Source organism: Stenotrophomonas sp. NPDC077421 (genome assembly GCF_049545505.1).
In the GTDB taxonomy this organism is placed as follows: domain Bacteria; phylum Pseudomonadota; class Gammaproteobacteria; order Xanthomonadales; family Xanthomonadaceae; genus Stenotrophomonas; species Stenotrophomonas nematodicola.
Map to the genome: position 1 here is coordinate 46,507 of NZ_JBMWDP010000014.1, position 21,692 is coordinate 68,198.

Annotated in this window: 19 protein-coding genes; 9 read left to right on the forward strand and 10 right to left on the reverse strand. The window is 68.2% G+C overall.

The genetic code is table 11. From position 1 onward, the window contains the following. Positions 1–41: 41 nt before the first annotated feature. The 5 genes from ACPEH1_RS09665 to ACPEH1_RS09685 all read right to left on the reverse strand — a co-directional run bounded on the left by ACPEH1_RS09665 (position 42) and on the right by ACPEH1_RS09685 (position 6,327). Positions 42–647 carry an HD-GYP domain-containing protein gene (locus tag ACPEH1_RS09665; RefSeq protein WP_037591213.1) on the reverse strand — a complete coding sequence of 202 codons (606 nt, stop codon included), beginning with the start codon at positions 645–647 and terminating at the stop codon, positions 42–44. A gap of 50 nt (positions 648–697) precedes the next feature. Continuing rightward, positions 698–1,210 (reverse strand): hypothetical protein, encoded by a 513-nt coding sequence (locus tag ACPEH1_RS09670; RefSeq protein ID WP_017356033.1) that lies wholly within the window; start codon positions 1,208–1,210, stop codon positions 698–700. A 77-nt stretch (positions 1,211–1,287) separates the two neighbouring features. Continuing rightward, positions 1,288–4,755 (reverse strand): transcription-repair coupling factor, encoded by a 3,468-nt coding sequence (gene mfd, locus ACPEH1_RS09675; protein WP_166472770.1) that lies wholly within the window; start codon positions 4,753–4,755, stop codon positions 1,288–1,290. A gap of 73 nt (positions 4,756–4,828) precedes the next feature. Then, on the reverse strand, positions 4,829–5,374 hold the full coding sequence (locus ACPEH1_RS09680) for a GNAT family N-acetyltransferase (protein ID WP_017356031.1): 546 nt from the start codon (positions 5,372–5,374) through the stop codon (positions 4,829–4,831). A 95-nt stretch (positions 5,375–5,469) separates the two neighbouring features. Further along, the gene (locus ACPEH1_RS09685; RefSeq protein ID WP_136004345.1) at positions 5,470–6,327 is read right to left on the reverse strand and encodes a 23S rRNA (adenine(2030)-N(6))-methyltransferase RlmJ; all 858 of its coding nucleotides are present in this window, start codon (positions 6,325–6,327) and stop codon (positions 5,470–5,472) included. Positions 6,328–6,372: 45 nt separating this feature from the next. Here ACPEH1_RS09685 and creB point away from each other — a divergent pair, with 45 nt between their 5' ends. The 5 genes from creB to ACPEH1_RS09710 all read left to right on the forward strand — a co-directional run bounded on the left by creB (position 6,373) and on the right by ACPEH1_RS09710 (position 12,126). Beyond that, a complete protein-coding gene (gene creB, locus ACPEH1_RS09690) occupies positions 6,373–7,068 on the forward strand; it encodes a two-component system response regulator CreB (protein WP_153164452.1) in 696 nt (231 codons plus the stop codon). Positions 7,069–7,070: 2 nt separating this feature from the next. Continuing rightward, positions 7,071–8,531, forward strand: coding sequence for a two-component system sensor histidine kinase CreC (creC, locus tag ACPEH1_RS09695; protein ID WP_136004341.1), 1,461 nt, complete (start codon positions 7,071–7,073; stop codon positions 8,529–8,531). A gap of 92 nt (positions 8,532–8,623) precedes the next feature. Beyond that, positions 8,624–9,943 (forward strand): cell envelope integrity protein CreD, encoded by a 1,320-nt coding sequence (gene creD / locus ACPEH1_RS09700; protein WP_313241679.1) that lies wholly within the window; start codon positions 8,624–8,626, stop codon positions 9,941–9,943. A gap of 14 nt (positions 9,944–9,957) precedes the next feature. Beyond that, positions 9,958–10,395 (forward strand): hypothetical protein, encoded by a 438-nt coding sequence (locus ACPEH1_RS09705; RefSeq protein ID WP_312711267.1) that lies wholly within the window; start codon positions 9,958–9,960, stop codon positions 10,393–10,395. A 114-nt stretch (positions 10,396–10,509) separates the two neighbouring features. Further along, a complete protein-coding gene (locus tag ACPEH1_RS09710; protein WP_423715709.1) occupies positions 10,510–12,126 on the forward strand; it encodes a M28 family metallopeptidase in 1,617 nt (538 codons plus the stop codon). Positions 12,127–12,144: 18 nt separating this feature from the next. Here the strand turns inward: ACPEH1_RS09710 and ACPEH1_RS09715 are convergent, their stop codons facing one another. Further along, a complete protein-coding gene (locus tag ACPEH1_RS09715; RefSeq protein WP_423715710.1) occupies positions 12,145–12,774 on the reverse strand; it encodes a hypothetical protein in 630 nt (209 codons plus the stop codon). Between the two features lie 157 nt (positions 12,775–12,931). On the opposite strand from ACPEH1_RS09715, the gene gltX reads away from it, so the two are divergent. Both gltX and ACPEH1_RS09725 read left to right on the forward strand, forming a co-directional pair. Next, entirely contained in the window at positions 12,932–14,335 is a 1,404-nt protein-coding gene (gene gltX / locus ACPEH1_RS09720; RefSeq protein WP_136004331.1) for a glutamate--tRNA ligase, read from the forward strand. A 16-nt stretch (positions 14,336–14,351) separates the two neighbouring features. Beyond that, a complete protein-coding gene (locus tag ACPEH1_RS09725) occupies positions 14,352–14,837 on the forward strand; it encodes a Fur family transcriptional regulator (RefSeq protein WP_136004329.1) in 486 nt (161 codons plus the stop codon). A 63-nt stretch (positions 14,838–14,900) separates the two neighbouring features. On the opposite strand, the gene ACPEH1_RS09730 is transcribed toward ACPEH1_RS09725, so the two are convergent. The 4 genes from ACPEH1_RS09730 to ACPEH1_RS09745 all read right to left on the reverse strand — a co-directional run bounded on the left by ACPEH1_RS09730 (position 14,901) and on the right by ACPEH1_RS09745 (position 20,770). Continuing rightward, positions 14,901–16,073: an HlyD family secretion protein gene (locus tag ACPEH1_RS09730; RefSeq protein WP_136004327.1), complete on the reverse strand. Its 1,173-nt coding sequence runs from the start codon at positions 16,071–16,073 to the stop codon at positions 14,901–14,903. A gap of 8 nt (positions 16,074–16,081) precedes the next feature. Beyond that, positions 16,082–17,767 carry an MFS transporter gene (locus ACPEH1_RS09735; RefSeq protein ID WP_136004325.1) on the reverse strand — a complete coding sequence of 562 codons (1,686 nt, stop codon included), beginning with the start codon at positions 17,765–17,767 and terminating at the stop codon, positions 16,082–16,084. Next, the gene (locus ACPEH1_RS09740) at positions 17,764–18,330 is read right to left on the reverse strand and encodes a TetR/AcrR family transcriptional regulator (RefSeq protein WP_153164446.1); all 567 of its coding nucleotides are present in this window, start codon (positions 18,328–18,330) and stop codon (positions 17,764–17,766) included. Before ACPEH1_RS09740 ends, ACPEH1_RS09735 begins: the two co-directional genes overlap by 4 nt. Before the next feature lie 250 nt (positions 18,331–18,580). Next, a complete protein-coding gene (locus tag ACPEH1_RS09745) occupies positions 18,581–20,770 on the reverse strand; it encodes a TonB-dependent receptor (protein WP_423715711.1) in 2,190 nt (729 codons plus the stop codon). 152 nt (positions 20,771–20,922) lie between these two features. Between ACPEH1_RS09745 and ACPEH1_RS09750 the strand changes: the two genes are divergently transcribed. Both ACPEH1_RS09750 and ACPEH1_RS09755 read left to right on the forward strand, forming a co-directional pair. Next, a complete protein-coding gene (locus tag ACPEH1_RS09750) occupies positions 20,923–21,336 on the forward strand; it encodes a MerC domain-containing protein (RefSeq protein WP_136004320.1) in 414 nt (137 codons plus the stop codon). A gap of 108 nt (positions 21,337–21,444) precedes the next feature. Then, a complete protein-coding gene (locus ACPEH1_RS09755) occupies positions 21,445–21,627 on the forward strand; it encodes a 30S ribosomal protein THX (RefSeq protein ID WP_068850363.1) in 183 nt (60 codons plus the stop codon). Positions 21,628–21,692 lie beyond the last annotated feature (65 nt).

Here is a 21,692-nt window from a genome sequence, read left to right on the forward strand (position 1 = left end):
CCCGGCAATTGCCGGGTTTTTTGTGGGCCGACCGCAGGGACTCAGCCCAGGCCCGGTTCGCGGCGCAGCAGGTGCTGGAACGCACCCAGGACCTGTGGATCGATCATGCCGCCGGAAGCGTCTTCCAGCAGGAACATGACGCGGCTGCGCTCCATCGCATCGCGGTAGGGCCGCTCACTGGTCATGGCGTCCCAGGCGTCGACGACGGTGAGGACGCGGGCGGCCAGCGGAATGTCGCTGCCACGCAGGCCATCGGGGTAGCCGCTGCCATCGTAGGCCTCATGGTGGCCGCGGATCAGGCGTGCCACCGCCTGGGCATCGGCGCGGCCGGTAGCGGCGAAGATGCGTTCGCCGCGCTCGGGGTGCGTGCGCATGATCGCGCGCTGATCGTCATCCAGGCGTGCCGGATGCAGCAGGACATTGTCGGGAATGCCGATCTTGCCGATGTCGTGGAAGCGCGCGGCAAGGGCCAGGTGCGACAGGTCGGTTGCATCGAGGTCGCAGTAGCGTCCCAGCTGCTCGCACATCGTGCCGACGCGGTCGCAGTGGAAACGGGTATAGGGGTCGCGCATCTGCAGCGACATCGACAGCGCGTCGATAGAGCAGGCGAGGGGGGGATCGGTGGGACGGGGGAGGGGATCGGTCACGGTCACAACTTCAAGGGTCCCGGCCACCTGCGTGGCCGGGACCGGGTGGATCAATGCTTCTGCAGGTTGATGCGGTGCTGCTTGGCGTAGGCATCCTGGGCATCGCTCAGGGACTGCATTTCCACGTCCATGCGCTCACCGATGGCGGTCAGCTTCTCGGCCATCGGCGCGATCTGCTCCTGGCTGTAGCCATCCGGCAGCGCGGCGATCTGCAGCAGCACGCCGAACAGTTCCTCGGCGGTCTGCACATAGGTGCGCAGCTTCTGGTGCAGGTCCTTGGCGTCGTCGGCCGGGGGCATCTGGTCGATGCTGACCAGGCGGTCCTTCATCTCCTTCTGCGCATTGCCCAGCGCGAACGTGAAGGTGCCCAGGCCCTTGCCTTCCTGCAGTGCACGCTGCAGCTGTTCGCTCTGCGGCCCGACGGTCCATTGCTGCACGGTGCTGGTGGTGCCGTTCCAATATGCGACGTTCTCGGTGAGGTAGTCGCGGGCGCTCATGCCGCCACCACAGGCGGTCAGCAGGGCCAGCACGGCGGCCAGCAGCAGGTAATGGAATCGTTTCAAAGCAACTCTCCTTGTCGCGGGCAAAAGAACAGGGTGAGCCCCTCCGGCCCGCTGAGCGAAGGGGGTCGGGGGAGCGGTCAGCCCGGCGCGAGCGTCAGCAGCAGCGCCTTGGCGGCGCTGAAGCGGTCTTCGGGCAGGGGCAGGGGGTGGCGGATGCGCAGCTTGTCCGGGCCGTCCATGCTGTACAGCTTGGGCTGCTTCTGGATCAGCTGGATGACCGCCATCGGGTCGATGTCCGGCTTGGCATCGAACACGATGCGGCCGCCGTTCTCGCCCAGCTCAAGCTTGCGGATGCCGCGCGCGTTGGCCTGCAGCTTCAGCTCGGCCACGGCGAACAGGTGTCTGGCCGGATCGGGCAGCAGCCCGAAGCGGTCGATCATCTCCACCTGCAGTTCGCGCAGGTCGTCCGGATCGCGCGCGCTGCTGATGCGCTTGTACAGGGTCAGGCGGGTGTGCACATCGGGCAGGTAGTCGTCCGGAATCAACGCCGGCACATGCAGTTCCACTTCCGCGCCGCGCGCTTCCTCGCCGGCGTCCAGATCGGGCAGCTTGCCCAGCCGGATGCTGCGCACGGCGCGTTCGAGCAGTTCGGTGTACAGGCTGAAGCCAACCTCGGCCATCTGCCCGCTCTGGTCCTCGCCGAGCAGTTCGCCGGCACCGCGGATCTCCAGGTCGTGCGTGGCCAGAGTGAAACCCGCACCCAGTTCGTCCATCGAGGCGATCGCCTCCAGGCGCTTCTCGGCGTCGGGAGTCATCGACCGCTTGTCCGGCACCACCAGGTAGGCGTAGGCCCGGTGATGCGAACGGCCGACGCGGCCGCGCAACTGGTGCAGCTGGGCCAGGCCGAAGCGGTCGGCGCGGTTGATGATGATCGTATTGGCGTTGGGGATGTCGATGCCCGACTCGATGATCGTGGTCGACAGCAGCACGTTGAAGCGCTGCTTCTGGAAATCGAGCATCACCCGCTCCAGTTCGCGCTCGGGCATCTGCCCGTGGGCGATGCCGATGCGCGCTTCGGGCACCAGCTCGGCCAGGTCGCGCTGCATGCGGCCGATGCTTTCCACGTCGTTGTGCAGGAAATACAGCTGGCCACCACGCGCCAGCTCGCGCTGGAACGCTTCGCGCAGCAGCGCGTTGTCCCAGGCGGTGATGAAGGTCTGCACCGCCAGCCGGTTCGGCGGCGGCGTGGCGATGATCGAAAGATCGCGCAGCCCGGCCATCGCCATGTTCAACGTCCGCGGGATCGGCGTGGCGGTCAGCGTCAGCAGGTGCACGTTGGCGCGCATGGCCTTCAGCGCTTCCTTCTGGCGCACGCCGAAGCGCTGCTCCTCATCGACCACCACCAGGCCCAGATCCTTGAATTTCACGTCCGGCTGCAGCAGGCGGTGGGTGCCGATGATCACGTCGATCGTGCCGGCGGCGACTTTTTCCAGCTCGGCCTTGATTTCCTTGCTGGTCTTGAACCGCGACAGCACCTCCACCCGCAGCGGCCAGTCGGCAAAGCGGTCGCGGAAGTTGCGGTAGTGCTGCTCGGCCAGCAGCGTGGTCGGCACCAGCACGGCCACCTGCTTGCCGGCGCTGGCGGCGGCAAAGGCGGCGCGCACGGCCACTTCGGTCTTGCCGAAGCCCACGTCGCCGCACACCACCCGGTCCATCGGCTGGCTGCTGGCCAGGTCGCGCAGGGTCGCATCGATGGCAGCGAGCTGGTCGGGGGTTTCCTCGAACGGGAAACCGGCCGCGAACGGTTCGTACATCGAGCGGTCCACGTGCAGCGCCAGACCGGCACGGGCGCGCCGACGGGCCTGGATCTCCAGCAGCTCGGCGGCCACGTCGCGGACCTTCTCGGCGGCCTTGCGCTTGGCCTTGGTCCACTGCTCGCCTCCGAGCGAATGCAGCGGGGCGGTCTCGGCCGAGGCGCCGGAGTAGCGGCTGATCAGGTGCAGCTGGGCGACCGGTACGTACAGGCGGTCGCCCTTGGCATATTCGATTTCGAGGAACTCGCCCGGCATGCCGCCGGCGTCGAGCACGATCAGGCCGCGGTAACGGCCGACGCCGTGATCCTCGTGGACGATCGGCGCGCCTTCGGTGAGCTCGCCGAGGTCGCGGATGATCGCTTCGGGCTCGCGCCCGACGCGGCGGCTGCGGCGGGTCTGGCCGGCGCGCTCGGGGAACAGCTGGCGTTCGGTCAGTACCGCCAGCGCCGGATCGTCCAGCGCGAAGCCGTCTTCCAGCGGCGCCACGGTGATGGCCAGACGCAGGTCCGGCTGGGCCAGGAACGTCGGCAGGTCGGCGACCACCGGCGGTTTGAGCTCGGCGGCCTGCAGCACTTCCAGCAGCGCCTCGCGGCGACCTGGCGAATCAGCGGCGATCAGCACGCGGCCGGGATAATGGCCAATGAACGATTTCAACGCCTCGCCGGCCGGGGCATCGCGCGCGGCCACCGGCAGGGGCGGCAGCGGCTGGTCGCCCAGCGCGTGCGCCTCGGCGATGCGCGGGTGGTCGGCGGCCCACACGTCCACGCGCGGCAGGGTGTTGAGGCGGCTGTTGAAGGCCTCGGGACTGAGGTACAGCTCCTGCGGGGCCAGCAGCGGCCGTTCCACATCGTGGCGGCGCTGCTCGTAGCGGTTCTGGGTCTGCGCCCAGAATGCGGCCGCGGCGTCGCCGACGCCCGGTACCACCAGCGGCAGCACGTTGGGCTGCAGGTAATCGAACAGCGTGGCGGTCTGGTCGAAGAACAGCGGCAGGTAGTACTCCACACCGGCCGGCGCCAGACCTGACTTCAGGTCCTGGTAGAGCGCACTGCGCCGCGTGTCCACGTCGAAGCGTTCGCGCAGGATGGCGAGCACCCGCGCGATGCTGGCATCGTCCAGCGGAACTTCGCGGCCCGGCAGCATCCGTACCGCATCGACCTTGTCCAGCGAACGCTGCGACTCGGGGTCGAAGGCGCGGATCGAATCGATGTCCTCGTCCAGCAGTTCCACCCGCAGCGGCGCGTCGGCGCCCATCGGGTAGACGTCGAGCAGCCCACCGCGCACGGCGAAATCGCCCGGGTCCATCACCTGCGGGACATTGCGGTAGCCGGCCGATTCCAGGCGACGCTTCTCGGCGTCCAGGTCCAGGCGTTGTCCCACCGTCAGGTCGAAACTGCCGCCGACGATGTACTTCAGCGGCGCCACGTGCTGCAGCAGGGTCTGTACCGGCACCACGACGATGCCGCGCTTCAGCGTGGGCAGGCGGTGCAGTGCGGCCAGGCGCTGGGAAATGATGTCCGGGTGCGGGCTGAACGCATCGTAGGGCAGGGTTTCCCAATCCGGGAACGCCACCACCGGCAGGTCAGTGTCGTTCCCCAGCAGGGTACGCAGGTCCGACTCGATCTGGTTGGCGCCGTGGTTGTCGCGCGCGATGACCAGCAGCGGCCCGTCGTGGGCCTGCGCGGCACGCGCGACATACCACGCCAGCGCGGTGGCCGATGCGGGGGCGCGCCACCAGGCGCGGAGCTGTCCGGAACGAGGCAGCGGCGGTGCGGGAGGGGAGGTGCGTGACATGAACCGGCGATTTTAGCAGACCCCGCGCCAACGACCGTGGACACCGACGTGCCGGCCAGGGGCCGGCATGAGGTCAGCTGTCGAGCTCGAGCACCATGCGCACCAGGCCGGGCGTGCCCTGCGGGTGCGGGACCGGCTGGAACCCCAGCGAGGCAGCCAGCTGCTTCATCGGCTCGTTCTCTTCGGCGACATCGCCGTAGAGACGGTCCAGGTATTTGCCGCGGGCCCACTTGACCAGCTTGCGCATCAACTGGCGGCCCAGGCCCTGGCCGACCAGGAAACGGCTGACCAGGATCGCGTATTCCGCCTCCCGGGTGCCCTGGATGATCGAGGCGCGTGCGACCGCGCCGACCACGGCCTCACCGGCCGGCAACGACTCCGCCGCGACCAGGGTGATCTCGGTCTTGGGGTTGGGGTGGGTCAGCCGCTGCGTGGTTTCCGGGGACAGTTCGGTCACCGACTGCAGGAAACGGTCGCGGATCTCTTCCGGGCCGAACAGGCTGAAGGCGGCGTGCAGGGGCGCACCGTCTTCCGGGCGGATCGGGCGGATCAACAGCTCATGCCCGCTGGGGGCTTTGAAGGTCTCGTGCCAGGGCGGCATGCGGTTACGGGTAGCCATACCGGTGGTTCCTTGGTGGTCTTCGGATTCTCGCATCCCCGGGGCAGGCTTCCGTGAACGGAACGCTCACAGACCGCCGCCCCGGTGACGGGGGCTCATTCGGCCTGCTTGAGCCACTGCAGGCGGGTCGAGGCGCCGGCCTCGCCCAGGTGCTGCTTCAGTGCCGGCATGGCCGGGGCCAGGATCTGGTCGAACTGCCACGGCGGGTTCAGCAGCAGCATGCCGCTGCCATTGAGCCGCAGCGGGGAGTCGTCGGGCCGGATCAGCAGCTCGGCGGTCAGCACCGAGCGGACCGGCAGCGCCACGGCCTTGCGCAGGAAATGCAGGATGCTGCGGCGCTGTTTGATCGGGAACCAGATCGCGAAGGTGGCCTGCGGCCAGCGACCCAGGATCTCGGTCACCGACGCCAGGATGCGCTGGTACTCGGCGTCCTGCGCCTCGTAGGGCGGGTCGATCAGGACCAGTCCGCGGCCGATCTTGACCCCGTTGGCCTTGGGCGGCAGCAGGGCCTTGTTCTGGGCGTAGCCGTCGGCGTGGTAAACGCCGACCCGGGCGTCGTGGGCGAACAGGGCCTTGAGCGAGGCCACTTCGTCGTCCTGCACTTCGCAGACCGCCATGCGGTCCTGCGCACGCAGGGTCTGGGCGGTGAGCAGCGGCGAGCCGGGGTAGCTGATCATGGCCCCGACCGGATTGTCGGCCTGGACGGCCTTGAGGTAGCGCTCGATCACGGCCGGCTGCTGCGGCTGGGCCATCAGGCGCATGACCCCGTCCTCGGCCTCCAGGGTCTTGCGGCTCTCCTCGCTGGCCAGCAGGTAGCGGCCAGCGCCGCCGTGGGTATCGAGCACGAAGAACGGGCTGTCCTTGCGCTTGAAGGTGTCGAGCAGGGCAAGCTGGACGACGTGCTTGAGCACGTCGGCATGGTTGCCGGCATGGAAGGCGTGGCGGTAGTTCATCGGGGCAGTGTACGGGGCGGGGGCGCCAGCGGCTATGCTGGGCGGATGAGCCACCCCCTGCACAACGTCCTGGTGGTCGAGGACGAAACGGCCATCGCCGAGACCGTTCTGTATGCGCTGCGCAGCGAGGGCTACGCCGCCCGCCACTGCCTGCTCGGCAACGACGCCCTGGCCCGGTTGCGCCAGCAGGCCTACGATCTGGTGGTCTTGGATGTGGGCCTGCCGGACATGAGCGGGTTCGAGGTCTGCCGCAGCCTGCGCACGTTCAGCGAAGTGCCGGTGATCTTCCTGACCGCCCGCAACGACGAATTCGACCGGGTGCTCGGCCTGGAGCTGGGGGCGGACGACTACATGGCCAAGCCGTTCTCGCCCCGCGAGCTGGTGGCGCGGGTGCGGGCGCGGCTGCGGCGGGCCGGCAGCAGTGCCGCGCCCGAGAGCGCGGGCTGGCAGCAGCTCGGGCGTTTCGCGATCGACCGCGAGGGCCGCCGGATCCGTTTCGGCGAGCAGCTGCTGGACCTGACCCGTTACGAATACGCCCTGATGGCCGCGCTGCTTCAGCGCCCGGGGGCGATTCTCAGCCGGGCCCAGCTGATGGACCGCGGCTGGGACAGCGATGCCGACAGCGCCGACCGCACGGTCGACACCCACGTGAAGACCCTGCGCGCCAAGCTGCGCGCCGCAGGTGCCGATCCCGACCCGATCCGCACCCATCGCGGGCTGGGCTACGCGCTGGAGGCGTAACGGTGCGCCTGGGTCTCAAACTGTTCCTGGGCTTCTTCCTGATCGTGGGCATCGCCGCGTTCTTTGTGATGCGCATCTTCGTCAATGAAGTGAAGCCGGGCGTACGCCAGGCGATGGAGTCGACCCTGGTCGATGCGGCCAACGTGCTGGCGGAAATGGCGGCGGCCGATCTCAAGGCGGGCACCCTGCGCAACGGCACCTTCGTGGCCAATCTGGCGCGCGCACAACAGCGCGATCCCAAGGCGATGGTGTGGCGCTTTCCCAAACGCACGCTGGACTACCAGGTGACCATCACCGACGCCAAGGGCATCGTGGTCTACGACTCCCGGGGCCGTGACGTCGGCCGCGACAACTCGCGCTGGAACGATGTCTACCGCACGCTGCGCGGCGAGTACGGCGCACGCTCCAGCCCGGAGACACCGGGCGATGACACCCATTCGGTGATGCATGTGGCCGCGCCGATCCTGGACCCGGCCGATGGGCGCACGCTCATCGGGGTGCTCAGTCTGGCCCAGCCCAACCGCAGCATCGACCCGTTCATCGCCGCCAGTCAGCGCGCGATCGTCAAGCGCGGGGCGTGGCTGATCGGGTTGTCCGCACTGATCGGCCTGCTGATGACGGCCTGGCTGATGCACGGCGTCAACCGCCTCAACCGCTACGCCAAAGCGGTGAGCGCAGGCGAGCCGGTGCCGCCGCCGAAGCCACGCCGCGACGAGATCGGCGACCTCGGTCAGGCGCTGGAGACCATGCGCCGCAAGCTGGAAGGCAAGGCCTACGTGGAGCAGTACGTGCAATCGCTGACCCACGAAATGAAGAGCCCGCTGGCGGCCATCCGCGGTGCGGCCGAGCTGTTGCAGGAGCCGTTGCCCGACCCCGACCGCGAGCACTTCGCACGCAGCATCCAGGGCCAGGCGCAGCGCCTCACCGAAACCATCGACAAGCTGCTGGCGCTGGCCGAGGTGGAGCAGTACGGCTGGCTGCAGAAGCAGGAGCGCATCGCCCTGGCGCCGCTGCTGCGGGCCGCCGCCGATGCGGTGGCCGTCAGCGCGCAGGCGGCGGGGGTGACGATCGACGTGGACGCCCCAGGCGGACCGGACCTGCAGGGCGATCGCTACCTGCTGCGGCAGGCAGTGAACAACCTGCTGGAAAACGCCGTGGCCTTCGCGCCGCCCGGCAGCCGTATCGTGCTGCGCGCAAGCCCGGCTGACGGCGGCGTCGCGCTGCAGGTGGACGACGCCGGCAGTGGCGTGCCCGAGTACGCCCTCGAGCGCGTGTTCGAACGCTTCTATTCGTTGGCGCGGCCGGCGACCGGCCAGCGCAGTTCCGGGCTCGGCCTGTCGTTCGTGCAGGAGGTGGCGCGCCTGCATGGCGGCCGCGCGCGGCTGCGCAACCGTGCCGAGGGCGGCGCGCGGGCCGAGTTGTGGTTGCCGTTGCGGCCACCGTCAGCTCCCGCCCGGCGCTGAGCGCGCCGGGACTTCACACAGACTTCAAATTCAGCACAAACCCCGCACATCGGCGTGCGCGACGCTGGCGTCCTCCCAACCGAGGACGGGCGATGAAATCCCTGAAGATGCTGTTGCGGTTCGCCATTGTCGGCGGGCTGATCCTGGTGCTGCTGATCCCCCTGGCGCTGATCAAAGGCGTGATCAACGAACGCGAGGCGTATCGCAACGAGGCCTACCAGCGTGTCGCGCAGAGCCGGGCCGGCGCGCAGACGTTGACCGGTCCGATCCGCGTGGTGCCGTGGACCGAAACCCGCGAGGTCGAAGTGGTGGACGCGGCGGGTACCAAGAAGAAGGAAAAGCAGGTCGAGCAGGGCGAGTGGCTGCAGATGCCGTCCAAGCTGCAGGTGGACGGGCGGATGCAGCCGGACGAGCGCCGTGTGGGCCTGTTCCGGGTGCCGGTGTACAGCTGGAACGCCACCATCACCGCTGAATTCGCCGACGACGACTATCCCGCCAGGGACGGTCGCGTATATGGCACGCCGTACCTGACCGTGGGCATCGCCGACGTGCGCGGGCTGGTCGGCTCGCCGCAGCTGCACGTGGATGGACGGGCGCTGGACCTGTTGCCCGATCCGGGTCCGGTGCGCAACATCTCCACCGGCCTGCACGTGGATCTGGCTCCGTTCGACGACAACCGCGGTGGCGTGCTGAAGGCCAGTACGGTGGAACTGTCGCTGGTGCTGGACGGCAGCCGCTCGCTGGCGGTGGTGCCGGTGGGCGACGACAGCCGCATCGCGCTGCGCTCGCCGTGGCCGCACCCGCTGTTCGGCGGCAGTTTCCTGCCCAACCAGCGCAAAGTGGATGCACAGGGCTTCGACGCGCAGTGGGCGGTGTCCTCGCTGGCGTCGCGGGCGCAGCAGCAGCTGCGCAGCGCTGGCGATGCCGAGATTGAGTCGGTGAGCGTGGAGCTGGTCAACCCGGTGGACGTGTACACGCAGGCCGATCGTGCCAGCAAGTACGGCATCCTGTTCATTGTGCTGACCTTCGTGGGCTTCATCCTGTTCGAACTGATCAAGCATCTGCGCATCCACCCGCTGCAATATCTGATGGTGGGGCTGGGCCTGGCGGTGTTCTTCCTGCTCCTGCTGAGCCTGTCCGAACACATTCCGTTCTGGATGGCGTACGCGGTCTCGGCAGTGGCCTGTATCGGCGTACAGGCGGTGTATCTGTCCGGGGTGCTGCACAGCTGGAAGCGCGGGCTGGGATTTGCCGCCATGCTCAGTGTGCTGTACGGCGCGCTGTACGGCCTGCTGATCTCGGAGAACAACGCGCTGCTGATGGGGTCGCTGCTGCTGTTTGCAGTGCTCGCCTCGGCGATGTGGATCACCCGCCGCGTGGACTGGTACGAACTGGGCGCCAGCCTCAAGTAAGCACGGAGACGACAATGATCACTTCCCGCCGTCTGCAGGAGCGCGCCAGCCGCGCCCTGCCGGCCCGACTGGGACGGTGTGCCGTACTGGCCGGGGAGGGCGCCGGCGACGGTTGGCCCTCCCCGCTGCAGGCCTTGCCGGGCGCGCGGGTCGCGCCCGGCCTGATGCGCTTTTCGATCGCGGCCGAGACCCGCGCCGCGGTGCTCGCCCGGGGGCTGGCGTTCCTGCGCGATGCGCGCCAGGCGCGCGGCAGCGTGCCGCAGCGGGCACGGTGCGCCGCGTACCGGCCGTGGCAGGAGGGCGCGGCCGCGCTGGCGGAGGCGGGTATCGACGGGCTCCCGGCCGACTGGCCGCAGTACACGCCGGTATACGGCACCGCCACGCTCGACCGCAGTCGCTGGCTGCTCCTGATGCCGGTCCAGGGGGTGCTCTGGTATGGCTGGCGCGCGTGAGCGTCGCGATGCCGACCATGACTCATGGCCCGCGGGCAGCGGGCATGCCGCCCGCTAGACTCGCCTGTCGCGGCGGGTGCCGTGCAACGAAGGGTGGTCGAGTTGAAGCGGAGCATGTTCAAGCGGAACGCGGTGAAGTGGGGCGTGCTTGCCCTGGCCCTGGCGGTGAGTGGCGGTGCTGGTGCACAGGCGAAGGAGCCGGTGGACCTGGACATGGTCAGCCGCATCCGGCAGGAGGCGTTCCATCGCTCGCAGGTGATGGCCACCTTCAGCCACCTCACCGAACAGATCGGTCCGCGCCTGACCAACTCCCCGGCGATGTCCGAGGCCAATGCCTGGACCCGCAGCAGGTTCACGGACTGGGGCCTGCAGAACGTGCACGACGAAGCCTTCGATGCGTTCGGCCGCGGCTGGGAATTCAGCAACGCCAACGTCGAGATGCTCAGCCCGCGGGTGACCCCGCTGTACGCGCTGCCGAAGGCGTGGACGCCCGGCACGCGTGGTCCGGTGGAAGGCGAGGTGATCAAGGTCGACATCAAGAAGCTCGCCGACCTCGACCAGTACAAGGGCAAGCTCGCCGGCAAGATCCTGCTGCTCAACGATGCGCGCGATTACGCACGCGCCAGCAGCGCCGACTCGCACCGCCACGATGACGCCGGGCTGGCCGAACTGCAGGTGTTCGCGGTGCCCAAGGACGTGGCCGACGCCAAGGCCGACCGCGCCAGGAAGGCCAGGGAATATCTGGAAAAGCAGGCGCTGACCCGTGCCACCAACGCCTTCTTCGCCGAGCAGGGCGTGCTGGCGACCATCAGCATCAGCGGCTGGGACAACGGCATCATCCGTGTCGGCGGCGGTGGGTCGCGCAAGGCCGGCGAGCCGGTCGGCGTGCCGGAACTGGCGATGATGGCCGAGCACTACAATCAGCTGGTGCGCGCGCTGGACCACAAGCAGCCGGTGAAGCTGCGCGTGGACGTCCAGGCACGTTTCACCGACGACACCGACCAGCCCGGCTACAACACGCTGGCCGAGATCCGCGGCAGCAGCAAGGCCGACGAGATCGTGATGCTCGGCGCGCACCTGGATTCGTGGCACACCGGCACCGGTGCGGCCGACAACGCGGCCGGCGTCGCGGTGATGATGGAAGCCATGCGCATCCTCAAGGCGGTGGGCGCCAAGCCCAAGCGCACCATCCGGGTGGCGTTGTGGAGCGGTGAGGAGCAGGGGCTGGTGGGCTCGCAGGACTATGTGTCGCGCCACCTGGCCCGTTACCCCGAACCGACCGACCCGCAGCAGCTGACGCTGCCGGCCTCGATGCGCGAACCGACCGGGGCGTTGCAGCGCCAGCGCGATTACGACCGGTTCTCGGCGTATTTCAACATGGACAACGGCTCGGGCCGCTTCCGTGGCATCTACGCACAGGAAAACCTGGCGGCCGTGCCGATCTTCGAGGCCTGGCTCGCACCGTTCCACGATGTCGGTGCCACCACCGTGGCCACGCGCAACACCGGCAGTACCGATCACATCGCCTTCGACCGCGTCGGCCTGCCCGGTTTCCAGTTCATCCAGGATCGCCTGGACTACTTCACCAACGTCCATCACAGCAACCTGGATACCTGGGACCACGCCGAGCCGGAGGACCTCAAGCAGGCAGCGGCCATCGTGGCGTCCTTCGTCTACCACGCCGCGATGCGCGAGGAAAAGCTGCCGCGCAAACCGCTGCTCGCGCCCTGATCCGGCGCTGCCTGCCGCTCATGGCGTGGCGGCGGTGCCGAAGGGCGCAGCCGTGCGCGCCAGGGCCAGGCGGAACTGGCGTGGCCCGGTATCGCTGCTGGCCGGCAGTTCATGCACGTGCACGGCCTGCAGGGGGGCGTGTCCGTCCTGCTCGATCGCCATCAATTGCCGCGCCAGCAGGTCCTGGGTCCGGTGGGGCCCGGACAGGACGGCCAGACACAACGACGCATCGCAGGCCAGGGTGTGCAGCGACAGCGGGGGCAGCAGGGTCGCAAGGTAGCCGTCCAGGCCTTGGTGCAGCCGCATTATGGTGCGTGGATCAGGACTGTCCTGGCGCCCTCGCCATTCCTCCAGGAGGGCATGGAACGCGGTGTCGTCGGACAGCAGTCCGCCCAGCGCACGCAGCGGGGTGTCGACCTGGCCGGGTGGCCCGGTCATCCGGCGGGACCGCAGCGTCGGCTCCAGCATGCGGGTGATCCAGGGGGCCAGGCGCGTCGCCTGGACCCGCGGCATCACCGGGCCGGGCGGGGCGGGAACCTCCGGCCAGCTGACCACTGCCATCACCGCCACCCCCAGTGCGAGCACCAGCGCGCTGGCGGGCGCGGCAACATGCAGGACGGGGGCGCGGGGGCGAGCGGGATGGTGCATGGAAACCTCCGGCAGTGCGGGTTGCAGGACGGTGGGCGTGCCACCGCGCAGCCATGAAAGCAGGGCGCGCCCTGGAAATCTTTAGGAATTGGCCGGTTTTCGCATGTGCGGCCGCAGGCGGGTAAAATTGCCGGGATTCCCGTTCCCCGAGCCCTCCATGATCTGCCGCACCCGCTTTGCCCCCAGTCCCACCGGTTACCTGCATATCGGTGGTGCCCGCACCGCGTTGTACTGCTGGCTGGAAGCCCGTCACCGGGGCGGCGAGTTTGTGCTGCGCATCGAGGACACCGACCGCGAACGCAGCACCCAGGGCGCCATCGACGCAATCCTGGAGGCGATGGACTGGCTGGGTCTGGGCTACGACGAAGGTCCGATCTACCAGACCGACCGCGTCGCCCGTTACAAGGCGGTGGCCGAACAGCTGGTTGCCGACGGTAAAGCCTATTACGCCTACGAGACCAAGGAAGAGCTGGATGCGATGCGCGAGGCCGCGATGGCCCGCCAGGAGAAGCCGCGTTACAACGGCGCCGCGCGTGAGCTGGGCCTGCCGTACCGCGACGACCCCAATCGCGTGATCCGCTTCAAGAATCCGCTCGACGGCACGGTGGTGTTCGACGACCTGATCAAGGGGCGCATCGAGATCGCCAACAGTGAACTCGACGACATGGTGATCTTCCGTCCGGATGGCTTCCCCACCTACAACTTCGCGGTGGTGGTGGACGACTGGGACATGCGCATCAGCGAGGTCATCCGCGGCGACGACCACATAAACAACACTCCGCGGCAGATCAATCTGTACGAAGGGATCGGCGCGCCGGTGCCGAAGTTCGGCCACATGCCGATGATCCTGGACGAGCAGGGCGCCAAGCTGTCCAAGCGCACCGGCGCGGCCGACGTGATGCAGTACAAGGATGCCGGCTACCTGCCCGATGCACTGCTGAGCTATCTGGCCCGGCTGGGCTGGTCGCACGGCGACCAGGAGCTGTTCACCCGCCAGGAGCTGATCGACCTGTTCGACGTGACCCACTGCAACTCCAAGGCCGCGCGCCTGGACATGGCCAAGCTGGGCTGGGTCAACCAGCACTTCCTGAAGACCGTTGACCCGGCCGATATCGCACCGCACCTGGTCTACCAGCTGAACAAGCTGGGCCTGGACCTGGCGGCAGGCCCGGCCCCGGCCGACGTCGTGGTGGCCTTGCGCGACCGCGTGCAGACGCTGAAGGAAATGGCCGAGAAGGCCGTGGTCTGGTACCAGCCGCTGACCGACTACGACGAGGCGGCGGTGACCAAGCACTTCAAGCCGGGCGCGGAACTGCCGCTGGGCAAGGCCCGCGAGCTGCTCGCCGCAGCCGGCGAGTGGACGGTCGACAGCGTTTCGGCCGCCCTGCACGACGTGGCCACCGCGCTGGAGATCGGCATGGGCAAGGTCGCCCAGCCGCTGCGCGTGGCCATCACCGGTACCCAGGTCAGCCCCGACATTTCCCAGACCGTGTTCCTGGCCGGGCGTGAAGAGGCCTTGAAACGCATCGACGTCGCACTCACTAAAGTACCGTCGGCCTGATAACCGGAGACCGCGCATGTCCGCCAAGACCGCTTGTACCGCCCCGCACCACCATGTTCACGATGCCTCGGACTTCGTGAAGGTGGTCGAACGCGTGTGCATCGAGCGCGGACTGCGCCTGACGCCCATCCGCGCCAATGTGCTGCGTCTGATCGCCGAGGCCGGAAAACCGGTCAAGGCCTACGAACTGCTGGAGTGGGTGCGCAACGGCAAGGGCGTGGGCGCTGACGCCCCGCCCACCGTGTATCGGGCGCTGGACTTCCTGATGGCCAATGGCTTTGTGCACAAGCTCGAGTCGGTCAACGCCTTCGTGGCGTGCCACCACCCGAGCAGTGCGCAGCACTCGGTGCCGTTCCTGATCTGCAACAGCTGCCACAGCGCAGTGGAACTGGAAGACCGCGAGATCGTCAGCCAGCTGGAAAAGCGCGCCAAGGAGCTGGGCTTCCAGCCGCAGGCGCAGACCCTGGAAGTACACGGGCTCTGCGCGCGCTGCGCGGGGTAACGCCGCACCCGCCGCTGGCGGGGCATCCATCCGGCAGACGCGCGGATTTCTACATGAGGCGGCTTACCTGCCGGGATCTGCCCCGGCATCGGCCGTCTCCACCCGCACCACCACCGACATGCCCGGGCGCAATCGCCTGGCCAGTGGCTGGTCGGGATCGATGGCGATACGGATCGGCAGGCGCTGCACGACCTTGGTGAAGTTGCCGCTGGCGTTGTCCGGGCGCAGCACGCTGAACTCCGAGCCGGTGGCCGGGGCGATCTGTTCGATATGGCCGTGCAGCCGCTGGCCGTCGAAGGCATCCACCGAGAAGGTGGCCGGTTGGCCGATGCGCATTTTCCAGGTCTGGCCTTCCTTGAAGTTGGCCACCACCCACAACGCATCGGGGACCAGGAACAGCAGCTGCGAGCCAGCGGTGACGTACTGACCCAGGCGGACCGACGCTTCGCTGATCTGCCCATCGCGTGGCGCGTGGATGACCGTATTGGCCAGGTCGATGCGGGCCAGCGCGAGCTGTGCCCGCGCGGTCTCCACGCGGGCTTCCAGGCCCTTTCGGGCCACCCGGGTGGAGGTGAGGGTTTCTTCGGCGATGCGGATCTGCGCCTGCGACTGCAGTACGGCCGATTGTGCGGACTGCGCGCCGGTACGGAACTTGTCACGGTCGTTGAGCGCGACCAGCTGCTGGGCTGCCAGCTCCTCATAGCGCTTGAGTTCGTTGCGCGATCGCGACAGCTCGCTCTGGCCGGCGGCAAGGTTGGCCTGCGCGGCGGCGATCTGCGCGCGGTTCTGTGCCTGGGTCTGGTCGGAATTGGCCAGCGCGGCCAGCGCGCTGTCCAGATCGGCCTGGGCCTGGGCCACTTTTTCCTTGTAGATGCGGTCATCGATGCGCACCAGTGCATCGCCCTTGCGCACGTACTGGAAGTCCTTGACCAGCACCTCGGTGACATAGCCGTTCACCTGTGGCGCGAGCACGGTGATCTGGCCGCGCACGTAGGCGTTGTCGGTGCTGACACGGGTGCTGTCGAACGGCCACAACGACCATGCACGCAGGATCAATGCGATGCCGAGCAGGGCAATCACGATCATGATCACGACGCTGCGCGTGCTGGGTTTGAGGTACTTGGGCACGCCCGACGGTGTCGCCGCGGCGGGCGTGCCGGTCGGGGCAGCATCGGTCGGCGGCGCTGGATTCACGTTCTCGGGCGTGCTGTCGTCGCGTGGCGGGGGAGTGGGCATGTCGGGACTCATCGGGTAGCGGCCGGCGGGGATGCCGGGACGGTCGGCGAAACGGCACGGCGCTGGCGTTTGCGCCATTGCTTGAGCAGGGCGGTGCGCACCGACAGCAGCAGCAACCAGCCGAGGAAGGCCAGCGCCACGGTGCCGCTTAGCGTGAACACATCATTGAACGCCCGCACATTGGCCTCGCGGCGTGTGGTCAGTGCCAGCTGCGCAGTGCCCTGCGCGCTGCGCTGCACCGGGTCGGTGATCAGGCCGGCATAGAGCTGTTGCTGCTGTTTCAGGCGCTGTGCCACCACGCCGTCGGCCGGATCGAGCTGGCTGACGAGCGCGCTGGAGTACACCTGTTCGCGGTGCAGCTGGTAGGTGCCCAGCACCGCCGAACCGGCCAGGCCACCCAGTGTCTGGGTGATCGACAGGGTGACCAGAAAGGTGATCATGTGGTCCACGCCCTGTTTCAAGGCCTGGGTGATGCCGAGCATGATCAGCGGGCCCATGAACATGCCCGCGCCGACCGAGGCCAGGAACTGGCTGGCGTAGAAGTCGTGCGGGCGGTCCAGGCTCGTCCGGCTCTGGTCGAGGAACGCGGCGCTGCCCAGCAGCAGGATCGCCATCAGCAGCTGGGGGATGATCCGCTTGGGGCCGAAGGTCAGCGACGCCGCCGCGATGCCGGTCACCACGCCGGCGAGGATCACACCGAACAGCGGGCGCATCTGGTCCGGACCCATCCCGAGCTGACGCATCAACCCGACCACGCCGTAGGACTGCTCGGTAGTCAGGAAGCGGATCAGGAACGCACCGACAATGAAGTGCAGCACCGGCAGGCTGGCCAGCCAGCGCGTCTGCAGCAACGGGTTGCGCCGGAAGTGTTCGATGATGAAGGCCGTCGTGCCCAGCACGATCGCGGCCACCAGCGCCCAGCCCAGCCAGGGGGTGTCGAACCACCAGCGTGTATAGCCCTGGGCCAGCACCACGACCAGCAGGCCCACCGCCGGCGCGAGCAGCGCAAATGTCAGGAAGTCCAACGGCTCGAACGCCTTGATCTGCGCACCCGGCGGCAGTTTGAGCACGACTACCGCAGCGAACGCGCACAGCGCCAGCCCGGCCTCGAACAGGTAGAGGTTGTGCCACTGGCCGGTGTCGACCAGTCCCGGTGACACCAGCCAGGCGATCGGTATCGCCAGCTGCGAGATGCCCACGCCGATCACCAGTAGATTTCCGGTGTAACGGCGCGGCAGGGATTGCAGCATGTACAGCGTACCCAGCGTGCTGCAGGCCGCGCCCGCGAATCCGCTGGCCGCGCGCGTCAGCACGGTGGTTTCGTAGCTGCCGACAAACAGGTGCAGTACCGCCAGGGCGGCGTACAGGCCCAGCCCGATTTCGGCAAACAGGCGGATGCCGTACTGCTGGCGGAATTTGAAGGCCAGCAGGTTGGCGGTCACATTGACCATCGCGTAGGCCGCCACCAGCCAGCTGCCCTGGGCCGGCGTGAGCCCGAGCTGGCCCTGCATGAAAGGCAGGTTGGCGGTGACCAGGGCGTTGCCGAGCCCGCCGGTGATGCCGACCAGCAGCGCCACCAGCGCATAGGCCAGGCGCCGGTGCGGCGGATGCCACGGCATGGAGGCCGAGCCGGGCAGCGTCGGTTTTTCGTGCTCTTCCCAGTCCGGTACCGGCTTGAGGTACTGCGGCATCACCCCTCCCCGTGATCAGGCCCCCGCAGTCCACCACGCAGCAACTGCAGGGCGCGCGTGGCCAGCGTGGCGCGTTCTTCCCGGGTCTTGCCACGCAGCGCGGCTCCCAGCATGCCCGAGATCAGTGAAATGTCCGTCACGTCGAGATCGGCGCGGCACAGGCCGGCGGCGATGGCGCGCTGCATGGGCGCGCGCAGGACGGCGCGGATGGTCTCACGCGCGGTTTTGATGGTGGGATCGTCCGGATCGACGGCGCGCCAGTAGTCCGACAGCGCGGGCGACTGCACGATGCGTGCGGCCATGCCGTTGAGCACCTCGAACAGGGCGTCGTCGCGGTCACCCAGCGTCTGCACCTGGCGCTGGATGCGGGTGACCGTGCGTTGCAGCAGGGCTTCCACCAGCGCCGTGCGGTCGGGGAAGTTGCGGTAGAGGGTGGCGCGCCCGACCTGGGCGCGTTCGACCACCAGGTCCAGCGGCGCGGTGACGCCGTGCTGGCCGAATACGGCATCGGCGGCGTCGAGGATCTGGGCACGGCGGGCGGCCGCATCGGCACGTTGGGTAGGCATGGCCCATGTTCGGACAGATGTGTCCGTTCTGGAAGGGGCGGACGCGTCACGTCAGGCGCACGCAGGGGGCGCCGCTGGGGTTTGTGCAGGGCGGGTGAACCCAGTGCGGTGCCGGCACGGTGGCCAGCCACGGTGAAGCCCCCGGCACTTGATCGACCTGCGTGCCACGGGGAGGGACAAGGGAAAAAAAGAGGGGGCCTTGCGGCCCCCTCAGAGTAAGAACAACGACCCCGGTCGTGAGAGGCGGGTATCAGAAGAAGGCGCGGATGCCGAAGGCCACGCCGCGGCCCGGCAGCGGCGAGTAGTCGCGCAGCAGGGAGGTGTGCGGGCGGACTTCCTGGTTGGTCAGGTTGCTGCCGTCCAGGAAGACTTCGTAGCTGTTGCTGTCGTTGCGGTCCCAGCGGTAGGCGAGGTGGGCGTCGACGAGGGTGTAGCCGTTGCTCGGGTCTTCGTTCTGGGCCACGTCCTTCTGGCTGCTGTAGCGCACGGCACCGACCGAGGCGCGCCAGCCGTCGCGGGACCAGCGCAGGTCGGCGCCGATGCGGGCCGGGGAAATCCGCGGCAGGTAGCCACTGTTGGCCAGGTCCACGGTGTAGTTGTGGTTGTGGTCGCCATGCGGCACGGCGATGTCCACGCTGCGGCTGCCGCTGCCATCCAGTTCGGCCTTCACGTAGTCGCCGAACACGCGCAGGTCCCAGTCGCCGGACGTGCCTTCGAACAGGTGGAACAGGGCCTCCGCTTCGGCACCCTTGAAGGTGGCATCCTGCTGGGTCCACAGGCGGACCGGCAGCGATTCGACCACGCCGGTGTCGGCCAGGTAGATGAAGTTCTTGAACCTGGTCTGGTAGATCGAGGCCGAGAAGTCGACGCGGTCGCTGTGGGTGTGGATGCCCAGTTCGACGCGCTGCCCGCGCTCGGTCTTCAGGTCCGCATTGCCGATTTCCAGGGAACGGGTGGCGATGTGTGCGCCAGCGGCGTACAGCTCCTCGTTGGTCGGTGCGCGCTCGGAGCCGTCCACGCCGAAGCGCAGGTCCACCGCGTCATTGAGCTTCCAGATACCGGCAGCGGACAGGTTGGTGGCGTCGAACGTGCGTGCGCGGTAGTCGCCGGTCGGGTCGAGCTTGACCTGGTCGTGGCGGCCGCCGAGTTCCAGTTTGAACGGGCCGAACTGCTTTTCCTGCAGCACGAACAGGCCGACGTTCTTTGTGCCGGTGTCGGGCACGAACGCTTCTTCACCCTTGGCGCCGAAGTCGCTGTTGCCGAACTGCACGCCGAAGGCGCCATCCCAGCCGCCGATCTGCTGCTGTACCGCCTCGAGGCGGGCTTCGATGCCGCGGTTGGTGAAGCGCGTGGACGGAGTGCCGGCTTCCAGCTCGGTGTGCTCGTAATCGGTGTAGGCGGTGCGCAGATTGACGTTCTTCAGGAACGGGACCGGGTTGTAGATGCCGGCCTTCGCTTCGAAGCGGTTCTGCACCATGTCGATGCGCACGTCGTGCTCGTCGCCTTCTTCCTCCTCGCCGTGGTCATGGTCGTGATCGTGGTCGTGATCATCGTCGGCATGCACGTGTGCGCCGTTGGGGATGCCGTAGTTGGTGCGGTAGGTGCTGGCCGAGATGCCGGCGTAGCCGCCGTCGCCCAGCCAGGTGACTCCCAGGCCGCCGGCGCGGGTACGGATGGAACTGTTGTCCAGACGGCCGCGGCGCGGCTCGTCGGCGCCGTCTTCGTCGTGGTCGTGGCCGCTGTGGTCTTCCAGGCCATCGATCACGGCGTAGCCCGGGATGCGGTAGTCGTCGCCGTTGCGTACGAGGCCATCCACATGCAGCACCACGTTGCCGCTGACGCCGTCGAGGCGGAACATGCCGCTGCGCTCGTCATTGACCGAGTTGCCGCGCAGTTCGGCGCGGCCGCTGAGCGGGCGGTCCGGCAGTTCGCGCGCGATGCGGCCATCAACCACGTTGACCGCGCCGCCGATCGCGCCGCTGCCGAACAGCAGCGTGGCCGGGCCCTTCAGCACTTCGATCTGGTCGGCCAGGAACGGCTCGATGCTGGTGGCATGGTCGGCGCTGACCGTAGAGGCGTCCATGTTGCCCATGCCGTTGGAGAGCACCGCCACGCGCGGGCCTTCCTGTCCGCGGATGATCGGGCGACCGACGCCGGGGCCGAAGAAGGTGCTCTGCACGCCGGGCAGCTTGGCGACGGTGTCGCCAAGCGTGCCGGCCTTCTGTTCGTCCAGACGTTCGCCGGCGAGGACATCGACCGGGCGGGCCAGGGATTCGGCATCGCCCTGCAGCGGCGAGGCGGTGACCTTGACCTCGGACAGCTCGGTCAGGTGGCCGCGATGGCCGTCATCGTCGGCAGCCATCGCCACGGAGGGCAGGAGGGCGGCCGCCAGGGCCAGGGACAGCGTGTGGCGCGTAAACAGGGGGCGGGAAGAGCGCATAGGGGCAGGGTCCGTCAGTCGAATTGTTACAATGTATCAATGGTGGGGCGCGCGAAACCCGTCGATGAACGGGGGTGGGGCAGGGGAGGCAGGTGCGCGTCGGGATTGATGTTATATTATTCCATAACGCTTCGCCGACCCTGCTGGAAGTCATGCCCCTGTTCCCACGCCTCCGCCATCTTCTCGATCGTTTCGGTGCCACCGGATCGCTGCTGTGTGCGGTGCACTGCGCGGTGTTGCCGGTGCTGCTGGCCGCCGCGCCCTCGCTGGGCCTGTCGGTGTGGATGAGCGACGGGGTCGAGCTGGCGCTGGTCTGCTTCGTGACCCTGCTGGGGCTGTTCAGCCTGGTCTGGGGATATCGTCGCCACGGTGCGCTGCGCGCGCTGGGCTTCCTGGTGCCGGGGCTGGTCGCGCTGTGGGCCGGGCTGCTGTATGGCCCGCTGCACCATTCAGCGGTTCCGCACGCCGTGGTGATGACCCTCGGCGGGGTGCTGGTGGGGGTGGCGCACCTGGTGAACCTGCGGCTGAACCACGGCCACATCCATGATGCGAGCTGTGCGCACTGAGTGCGTGTGGTAGGCTTTCAGATCGTGCGCGGGGGCGCCTGAGAGGGCGGCCCCGCCGAACCCGTGTCAGTACGGGGTTATCAGATTTCAGACTAAGGAGTTGACGACATGGGTAAGGGTGACCGCAAGACCGCCAAGGGCAAGCGCTACAACGCCAGCTACGGCAATTCGCGTTCGCACGCGGTGAGCAAGGTGGCCGTGGGCGCAGCTGCGCCGGTCGCCAAGAAGACCGTTGCCAAGGCGCCGGCCAAGAAGGCTGTCGCCAAGAAGGCGGTGGCCAAGGCCGGCTGATCCCAGCCAGGCAGGGCCCACGAAAAACGCGGCGCCTGCGCCGCGTTTTTTGTTGTCCGCGCGGC

Bases quoted from the DNA above. Each gene is read 5' to 3' on its own strand.
- ACPEH1_RS09705 (WP_312711267.1), top strand. From the start codon at position 9,958: ATGATCACTTCCCGCCGTCTGCAGGAGCGCGCCAGCCGCGCCCTGCCG.
- ACPEH1_RS09680 (WP_017356031.1), bottom strand. From the start codon at position 5,374: ATGGCTACCCGTAACCGCATGCCGCCCTGGCACGAGACCTTCAAAGCC.
- ACPEH1_RS09755 (WP_068850363.1), top strand. From the start codon at position 21,445: ATGGGTAAGGGTGACCGCAAGACCGCCAAGGGCAAGCGCTACAACGCC.
- ACPEH1_RS09685 (WP_136004345.1), bottom strand. From the start codon at position 6,327: ATGAACTACCGCCACGCCTTCCATGCCGGCAACCATGCCGACGTGCTC.
- ACPEH1_RS09740 (WP_153164446.1), bottom strand. From the start codon at position 18,330: ATGCCTACCCAACGTGCCGATGCGGCCGCCCGCCGTGCCCAGATCCTC.
- ACPEH1_RS09710 (WP_423715709.1), top strand. From the start codon at position 10,510: ATGTTCAAGCGGAACGCGGTGAAGTGGGGCGTGCTTGCCCTGGCCCTG.
- ACPEH1_RS09715 (WP_423715710.1), bottom strand. From the start codon at position 12,774: ATGCACCATCCCGCTCGCCCCCGCGCCCCCGTCCTGCATGTTGCCGCG.
- mfd (WP_166472770.1), bottom strand. From the start codon at position 4,755: ATGTCACGCACCTCCCCTCCCGCACCGCCGCTGCCTCGTTCCGGACAG.
- ACPEH1_RS09730 (WP_136004327.1), bottom strand. From the start codon at position 16,073: ATGCCCACTCCCCCGCCACGCGACGACAGCACGCCCGAGAACGTGAAT.
- creD (WP_313241679.1), top strand. From the start codon at position 8,624: ATGAAATCCCTGAAGATGCTGTTGCGGTTCGCCATTGTCGGCGGGCTG.
- ACPEH1_RS09750 (WP_136004320.1), top strand. From the start codon at position 20,923: ATGCCCCTGTTCCCACGCCTCCGCCATCTTCTCGATCGTTTCGGTGCC.
- gltX (WP_136004331.1), top strand. From the start codon at position 12,932: ATGATCTGCCGCACCCGCTTTGCCCCCAGTCCCACCGGTTACCTGCAT.
- ACPEH1_RS09745 (WP_423715711.1), bottom strand. From the start codon at position 20,770: ATGCGCTCTTCCCGCCCCCTGTTTACGCGCCACACGCTGTCCCTGGCC.
- ACPEH1_RS09725 (WP_136004329.1), top strand. From the start codon at position 14,352: ATGTCCGCCAAGACCGCTTGTACCGCCCCGCACCACCATGTTCACGAT.
- creB (WP_153164452.1), top strand. From the start codon at position 6,373: ATGAGCCACCCCCTGCACAACGTCCTGGTGGTCGAGGACGAAACGGCC.